The organism is Kitasatospora sp. NPDC057692, assembly GCF_042799475.1.
GTDB lineage: Bacteria > Actinomycetota > Actinomycetes > Streptomycetales > Streptomycetaceae > Kitasatospora.
Genome location: NZ_JBHVIV010000160.1, coordinates 1 through 8,130 on the forward strand (window position 1 = coordinate 1; position 8,130 = coordinate 8,130).

At 74.9% G+C, this 8,130-nt stretch carries 5 protein-coding genes and 1 pseudogene; 1 reads left to right on the top strand and 5 read right to left on the bottom strand.

Annotated elements, in window-relative coordinates; translation table 11 throughout:
* Nucleotides 1–121 precede the first annotated feature (121 nt).
* From ACFVFS_RS39915 to ACFVFS_RS39935, 5 genes are all read right to left on the bottom strand, one after another.
* A complete protein-coding gene (locus ACFVFS_RS39915) occupies nucleotides 122–304 on the bottom strand; it encodes a hypothetical protein (protein WP_380629978.1) in 183 nt (60 codons plus the stop codon).
* A 51-nt stretch (nucleotides 305–355) separates the two neighbouring features.
* On the bottom strand, nucleotides 356–2,176 hold the full coding sequence (locus tag ACFVFS_RS39920) for a carbamoyltransferase (RefSeq protein ID WP_380629980.1): 1,821 nt from the start codon (nucleotides 2,174–2,176) through the stop codon (nucleotides 356–358).
* A gap of 11 nt (nucleotides 2,177–2,187) precedes the next feature.
* A complete protein-coding gene (locus ACFVFS_RS39925) occupies nucleotides 2,188–4,392 on the bottom strand; it encodes an iron-containing redox enzyme family protein (protein ID WP_380629981.1) in 2,205 nt (734 codons plus the stop codon).
* A gap of 221 nt (nucleotides 4,393–4,613) precedes the next feature.
* Entirely contained in the window at nucleotides 4,614–5,651 is a 1,038-nt protein-coding gene (locus ACFVFS_RS39930; RefSeq protein ID WP_380629983.1) for an IopA, read from the bottom strand.
* 142 nt (nucleotides 5,652–5,793) lie between these two features.
* Nucleotides 5,794–7,014: a sensor histidine kinase gene (locus ACFVFS_RS39935; RefSeq protein ID WP_380629985.1), complete on the bottom strand. Its 1,221-nt coding sequence runs from the start codon at nucleotides 7,012–7,014 to the stop codon at nucleotides 5,794–5,796.
* A 192-nt stretch (nucleotides 7,015–7,206) separates the two neighbouring features.
* Here ACFVFS_RS39935 and ACFVFS_RS39940 point away from each other — a divergent pair.
* Nucleotides 7,207–8,130, top strand: a pseudogene (locus ACFVFS_RS39940) (PucR family transcriptional regulator); the annotation flags it as partial.

Genomic DNA, 8,130 nt, shown 5'->3' on the forward strand with positions numbered 1-8,130 from the left:
GAACCCGACACGCCTGCGTGCCCGAATAGTCGAACTCCGCGGCCTGCCCGATCACGATCGGACCGGACCCGATCACCAGAACGGACTTGATGTCACTGCGCTTAGGCACGCCGGCCCTCCGTCACGACGTGATCCAGTAGCTGGCGGCCGTACGGTCCACCGCGCGGTCGAGCGGGTCGCGGAAGCGTCGGGCGACGAGCCCGACCGGGGTGAGGACCAGCAGGTAGGCGAGCAGGAGCAGGAATTGCAGGCCGGTGCGGCGGGCGGTGCTCAGCGGGGTGGTGCTCGGCGGGGTGGTGCTCATCGGGGTCGTCCTTCCGGGAGGGCCCGAGCGGGCGGGCGTGGTGGCGGGTGGTCAGTCGAGCGGGATCTCGTCGCGCCAGTCGCCCTCCTCGGTCCAGGCCGGCTGGTCGGCCTTGGCGAGCAGGAAGTCGCCGATGGCGAGGGTGTCGATGTCGGTGCGCATGAAGCAGCGGTAGGCGTCCTCGGGGCTGGTCACGATCGGCTCGCCGCGCACGTTGAAGGAGGTGTTGACCAGCACGGGGCAGCCGGTCCGCTCCTTGAAGTCGCCGAGCAGCCGGTGCAGTCGGGGGTCGGCCTCCGCGGTGACGGTCTGGATCCGGGCGGAGTGGTCGACGTGGGTGACCGCGGGGATCGTCGAGCGGGCGGTCCTGAGCCGGTCCAGTCCCCGGGCGGCGCCGTCCGACTCCAGCCGCTGCTGTTCGGCCACCTGGGCCACGATGAGCATGTAGGGGCTGGGCTGGGAGAGCTTGAAGTACTCCTCGGCGTCCTCGGCCAGCACGATCGGCGCGAAGGGGCGGAAGGACTCCCGGAACTTGATCTTCTGGTTCATCACCGACTGCATCGCCGGGTTGCGCGGATCGCCCAGGATCGAGCGGCCGCCGAGGGCGCGCGGGCCGAACTCCATCCGGCCCTGGAACCAGCCCACCACCTTGCCCTCGGCGAGCTGTTCGGCGACCCGCGCGGACAGCTCCTCCGGGGCCAGCCGGGTGTACGGGACGGCGTTGGCGTCGAAGTAGGCCGCGATCCGGTCGTTGTCGTAGCCCGGGCCGAGCCGGGAGGAGCGCATCGCGTCGCGACCGGTGCGGGTGTGCGGGCGGGCGGCGCGCTGGGCCAGCAGGGCGGCCCCGAGGGCGCCGCCGGCGTCCCCGGCGGCGGGCTGGATCCAGACCTCGTCGAAGATCCCCTCCTCGACGATCCGGCCGTTCGCCACGCAGTTGAGCGCCACCCCGCCGGCCAGGCAGAGCCGGCGCTCGCCGGTGCGCTCGCGGGCGGTGCGGGCCAGCCGGAGCATCACCTCCTCGGTGACCTCCTGGACGGAGGCGGCCAGGTCGAACTCCCGCTCGGTGAGCGGTGCTTCGGGCTGCCTGCGGGGCCCGCCGAACAGCTCCTCGAACCGCCGGCCGGTCATCACGTGGCCGTGCAGGTACTCGAACCAGTCGGTGTCGAGGTGGAACGAGCCGTCCGGCTTCAGGTCGATCAGCCGCTCCCGGATCAACCGGGCGTACACCGGCCTGCCGTACGGGGCGAGGCCCATCAGCTTGTACTCGCCGGAGTCCACCTTGAAGCCGCAGAAGTAGGTGAAGGCCGAGTACAGCAGGCCGAGCGAGTGGGGGAACCGCAGTTCGGCGACCGGGTCGACGCGCTGCCCGGTGCCGTGCCACAGCGAGGTGGTCGTCCACTCGCCGACGCCGTCGACGCAGAGCACCGCGGCGGACTCGTACGGGCTCGGCAGGAAGGCCGAGGCGGCGTGCGACTGATGGTGGCCGAAGCGCCGCAGCGGCGGCACCGCACCCAGGCCAAGTCCGCGCAGCTCCTCGCGCACGGTGTCCAGCGTACGCGCCTTCCAGCCGAGCCACGAGGGCATGACGTCCCGGAAGGAGCTCCAGGTGTGCGGCGCGGTCGCCGCGTAGGTGGCGAGCACCCGGCGGAACTTGCGCGCCGGGTCCTCGTAGTAGGCGATCGCGTCGACGTCGCCCAGGGTCAGCCCGGCCTCGTCGAGGCAGTACCGCACGGCCTGCGCGGGGAAGGCGGAGTCGTGCCGCCGGCGGCTGAACCGCTCCTCCTGGGCGGCCGCCGCGATGCCGTCCGCGCCGACCAGCGCGGCGGCGCTGTCGTGGTAGTAGGCCGAGATGCCAAGCACTGTGGTGGCCACCGGTCAGCTCCTCAATTCGGGTTCTTCAACGTGACGTTCAGTGCGGCGTACAGGTCGGCCACGGTGCCCTCGGGAGGGTTCAGGGACCGGTAGCCGGCCCGTACGCGCTCCCAGACGGCGGCCTCCTGCTGGGGGCCGATCACCCCGGGCAGGTCGGCCAGGTAGCTGTCGATCGCGTCCGCCGCCCAGGCGGAGTGGCCGGTGGCGACGTTGTCGATGGTGTTGTGCAGATCGACGAACTGGGTGCTGAAGCCGTGGTGCTTCAGGCCTGCCCGGGCGCTGCGGTAGCTGCCGCCCACGCCGGAGAGCTCCATGGCGAGGTTGAGGCCGAGGATCTCCGGCTGGAAGCGCTGCGGGAAGCGGGAGATGCTCAGCCAGTAGACCGGGAGGGCGAAGGACTCCTCCCGGAAGCCGGGCCACTCGGCGAACGCGGCGGACCCGGTGGGCGGCAGGTCGAAGCCCATCGTGGCGACCAGGTCCCGGTAGATCTTCGGGTGGTTCAACTCCCACTCGCCGTTGCCGAGTTCGTCCCAGTAGGTGCGGAAGAGGAACTGGCCGCAGCGCGAGGAGGCCAGCCGGTAGTCGGTGAACCCCTGCAGCCAGCCGCCGTCGATCATGATCAGCGGGGCCAGCTGCACCGTGGAGTCGACGAGCTCGGCCCGGTCGGGCAGTGGCACGCTCCGCTCGGCGAACTCGCTGCCGTGCCGGTCGTGCGCCTGGTCCAGCCACTCCCGCAGGCCGTTGGCGCCCTGCCAGACGGCGGGCAGCTGCCGCGGGGCGCGGTCCAGGCCGTAGCGCGAACGGGCCAGCCAGCGCCGGGCGTAGTCGTACGCGTAGCGGCGCAGTCCCGGGGTGTCGGTACGGGAGAGCAGCGCGCGGTAGGCGGCCCGGACGCCGATCCTCGGGAGCGGGGCCGCGTCGGGCGCGGCGGGGACCGGGACCGGGCGCTCCTGGTGCAGGTACCAGGAGCGCTGGGCCCGGTGGAGCGCCCGCCGGTCGTCCGGCGCCCGCTCCCCGCCGTCGGCCGCGGGGGCGTCGGCCGCGTCGGCCGCGCGGGGGCCGTCGGCGGGGAGCCCGGCGATCCAGCGGCGCAGGACGGCGATCTCGGCCGGGGTGAAGATCCGGAACATCGGACCCTTGGGGCCGATCAGGCCGCGCAGCAGCGGGCTGGCGTCGGGCCGGCCCGGGCGGACCAGCGGGCTGGCCGCGAGGGCGTCGAGGAACGGGCCGGGCCCGGCGCCGGGGTCCGCGAACCAGGCGCCGAGCGGGCGGCCCGCCAGCTTGTACCGGGCGTGGTAGACGGCCGCCTGGCGGGCCCGGGTGCAGATCAGCCGCCAGACCTCGTAGTCGGGGTGCCGGGAGAGCGCGGTCTCCTCGGCCAGCGCCTCGCACCAGCGGCGGAGTTCGCCGAGCGCCCAGTGGAAGCCCCGGCGCAGCCGCTCCGCCCCGGCCGGGCCGTTCTCCGCCAGGTACTGGCGGGCGGCGGCGGTGGACAGCTCCAGCGCGGTGGCCGCGGGCTCGCCGCGCGCGGCGCCGAGGTCCAGGGCCAGGGCCTCGTCCCGGTCCAGCACCTCCGGCCCGAGGGCGGCCAGCGGGGGCAGCAGACCGACCGAGCGCAGGCAGAGGTCGGCGCCCAGCAGTTCGGGCAGGAACGCGCCGGGCAGCCGGCTGAGCGCGAGCAGCAGCGCGGGCAGCCGGAAGCTGAAGGTCTCCACCCGCTCGTTGGCGGCCAGCCGGATCCGGGCGAGCGGCTCCTCGACCCGGTGGCGGTGAAGCAGGCGGCCGTAGTCGGAGCCGCGGTCCGCCTCGGCGTAGCCGACGCCGACGTCGGCGGCGTACAGGGTGAGCACCCGCAGGGCGAGCGGGGTCTCGGCGTTGCCGGAGCTGGAGAGCCACTGGAGCCACGCGCCGGCGGACAGGGCCAGCGGTGCGCAGTTCAGCAGCACGCACCGGACGGCCGGGCCGTTGTCGGACCCGGCCAGGGCCCGGGCGAAGGGCTCGCGTGCCGCGGCCGCCCAGACGCGGGCGGCCGCGGTCAGCTCCTCGGGGTCCGCCGCCCGGCCGGGGGCGGTGTCCCCGGTGCGGCCGGCGGCGGCGAGGGCCGCCCGGACCGGTTCCAGGTCCGCGGGCCGCAGCGGCAGGTCCCCCTCGGGGTCGAGCGCGCGCAGGTACAGGATGCGGTGGTCGGGCTCGGGCTGGGCGGCTGCGTTGGTCATGGCGTACCGCGCCCCTCCGTTCTCGGCGTCGGTCGGGTCAGAACATCGGGTAGATGGAGTTGTCGTTGCGACGCTTGCGGCGGCGCCGGCGGAACAGCGCGACGATCTTCCGGAACACGGCTGGGCTCCCTACTGGTGGGGTGTCGGCGGACGGGACAGGACGGGACAGGACGGGACAGGACGGGGCGGCCGCGCGGGAGGGGGCGCGGGCCGGGCCGGGCTCAGAGGCCGAGCGCGGTGCGCAGCAGCTCCGCGGTCACCTGGTGGCCGCGGTCGGTGAGGTGGGCCTGGTCGACGAAGAGCCACTCCCGGGCGGCGGGCGAGGCGGCGAGGGCCGCGTTGGCGTCCAGGAAAGGGACGTCGAGCTCCTTGCAGACGGCCTCCAACCGCTCGGCGTACACGTCGTGCACGGCCGGGTCGAGGACGGGGGCGAAAAGGTTCCACATGCCCGCGCGCTCGGCGCCGGCCTCTTCGATGAGGGCGCGCTCCTCGGCGGTGAAGGGCTTGCGGCTCCAGGCGGCGGTGGGCTGCAGCACGTAGTGCAGCCGTGCCCCGAGCGGGGCGACCAGGTCGGCGAGGGTGCGCAGGTCGCGGGCGGCGTGCCGGACGGCGGTCTCGACGCGCGCGGCGGGGCCGGGAACGGCGCCGCCCGCGCTGTCCGGGCCGTCCTCCGGCCGGCCCAGCCGCTTGGCGACCCGGCCGAGCCGGCCCCGGGCCCAGCCCGGCTGGCCCATCCGCTGGCCGAGGTCGGGCGCGCCGAGCTGGCCGAAGAACTCGCCGGAGAAGAAGAACTGCGGGTAGTCGCCGTCGGCCTGCGGCAGCCCGGCCACCACGAGGTTGTTGAGCCCCGAGAAGACCAGCACGTCGCGCACCGCCGGCAGCCGGTGCCGGTGCAGCTGGAAGAGCGTGGCCTCCTGGGTGGAGTTGAAGGCCGGCGCCGCCAGGTTGAGCCAGGGCCGGGCCTGCGGGCCGCGGGCGAGCAGCGAGGGGATCGTCCAGGCGTCCCCGCTCGCCCCGAAGCCGAACGCGGGGGAGGCGCCCAGCACGACCCCCACGGGCTCCTCGGGCACCGTCCCGAGCAGCGAGACCGGCCCGGCGGTGCCGTGCGACACCCGGAACCCTCCGGCGTCGGTGTTCACCACCGGGGAGCGGTAGCCGGGCCGGTTGAAGAACATCACGTACGGCAGCCAGCGCACCTCGCCGGTCGCGAACTCCTCGTACTGCTTGATCTGCGGCGTCAGCCGGTGCTGCGCTTCCACTGCGGCGCCTCCGATGTCCCCGGTGGTCTCTTCGACGACCGAGTCTTCGAGGTGGGCCTAGATTGCGGCTCGAACCGTGTCGGAGCGGGCCGGCGGGCGGCGCGCGGTCCGGGCCCGGGCGGGGGAGCCGCCCGGGCCCGGCTCAGGCGGCCGCCTGGCAGGGGTTCTCGGCGGAACTGCGCGGCTCCCGGTCCGAACCGGGGCGCATCGGGCACTCGACGTGCAGCCAGTACCACTCGCCGCGGACCGTCGCGGTGATGCTGCCGCCGCTCAGCGCCAGCCGTGCGGCGAGGTTGCGCAGACCGCCGCCGCGCCGCTCCGGGGTGTCCGGGGGCGGTGTCCGGGCGCCGTTGTTGGCCACCCACAGGTGGACCCGGCCGGCCCGCTCGCTGAAGATGACGGTGCACCGGGTGGCCTTGCTGTGGCGCAGCAGGTTGGTGACCGCCTCGCGCAGCACGATGGACAGGCTGGTGCCCACCTGCTCGTCGAGCTTCTGCGGCGGGTGCCCGTCGATCTCGACCTGGAGCCCGGCGGTCTCCAGCGTCCCTCGCACCACCTGGAGCTCGCGTTCCAGCGACATCGCCTGCGGTCCGGTGGCCACCGCCCGGACGTCGGCCAGCGCCTGGCGGGCGAGCGCGAGGGTGTCCCGCAGTTCGTCGTGGGCCCGGCGGTCGTCGGTGCCGACCAGGCGCTGGATCACCTCGATCTTCAGGGTGATGGCGGAGAGGCTGTAGCCCAGCAGGTCGTGCAGGTCCCGGGAGAACCGGAGCCGTTCGCTGGAGACGGCGATCTGGGTCGCCCGCCGACGGGCCTCGTGCTGGCGGTGCACCAGGTCGCACAGGGCGCTCAGGCCGTAGGTGAGCACGCCGACGGCCAGCGAGGAGAGTTCCAGGTACAGCGGTGCGAGGCCCTGGTGCTGGTGCGGGGAGAGCGCGAGCACCGCCACGTTCACGAGCGCGTACAGCGTCCAGGCGAGCGGCCCGCCGCGCAGCGCGATCAGGATCGCGCCACCGAGGAAGCCGCTCAGGTTTCCCGACAGCACCCCGGTGAGGGGCAGGGTCAGGAAGGTCAGCACGGCCTGGACGCCGATCAGCCAGGCGGTGTTCCGGCGCGGCGCGCGCCGCGCTCTGGGGTGGCAGTTGTACAGCTGGATGACGAAGCAGCAGAGCACGATCAGCAGGGCGGTGAACAGTCCCGCCCGGTCGTGGGTGCGTTTCGCGAGGTTGACGGCTCCGATGACGGTGAGCCCGATGGTGACCGCCGCGACGAGCGCGTAGGCGAACCGCGGCGGCATGGCCTCTCCAGGGGCGTCCTCGGCGATCGGTGCGGAGACGGAACGGTGGGGGTCTGTGGGGATTCTCATGTCCTCGCCCTTGATCGGTGTACGGGCAGTTCATGCACGGACCACCTGGGTGTCATGCACAGGGTCGACAAGTTGGCCGAAACGCTGAGGGTTCGGGGTTCCGCCGCCGGGTAGCGGTGCGGCCCGCGGACGCCGTGACGGGCCGGTGGGCCGGGGGCCATACTGGGCGCCGGACGCGGGGAGGAGCGGGGCGTGGAGCGGACCTTGCGCGGGGTGGTCGCACTCGCCGAGGCGGTCGTTGAGGTGGGCACCGCCCCGGTGGGGCTGGACGTGCCGGTGGCCGGGCTGGAGGTGTTCGACCGGTCCGAGCCCGGGGCCGACCCGGGCGCCCTGGTGGTGGCCGTCGGGGTCGACCCCCGCTCGGAGCGGGCCGTGGCGCTGGTCCGGGCGGCGGGGCGGGACGGGGCGGCGGCGGTGGTGTTCCGGGAGGAGGGCGCCGGACCGTCGAACGGGGCGCTGCGGGACGCCGCGGGCGAGGCCGGCACCGCGGTGCTGTTCCGCCGGACCTGGGCCGACTGGGCGCAGCTGATCGGCACCCTGCGGGCCGGGCTGGCGGTGGCCGAGGAGGCCGGGGCGGCCAATGTGCCGCTCGGCGACCTGGACGCGCTGGCCGAGGCGCTCGCCGCGCTGGTCGGCGGCGCGGTGACGATCGAGAGCCCGGACTCCCGGGTGCTGGCCTACTCCTCCAACAACCGTGACGTCGACGACATCCGCCGCTCCACCATCCTGGGCCGCCGGGTGCCGGCCGAACGCCGGGCGGCGATGCGCGAGGACGGCTTCCTCGCGCTGCTGCGCCGCAACCCGGGCGCGCTGCACCGCCGGGCCGACGGCACCGCCCCCGAGCGCGCGGCCGTCGCGGTGCGGGCCGGCGAGGAGGTGCTCGGCTCGCTGTGGGTCGCGCCGACGGGGTGCCCGCTGCCGCCGACCGTCGCCGAGGCGCTGCGGGCGGCGGCCCGGATCGCGGCGCCGCACCTGCTGCACGACCAGGCCCGTCGCGCCGGGCAGCGCGAGCTGGTGCTGGAGGCGGCGCGCGCCCTTCTGGCGGGGCGCGGCTCGGCGGACCTGCTGGCCGCCCGCACCGGACTGCCGCCGGCCGAGCCGTGCGCGGTGCTGGCG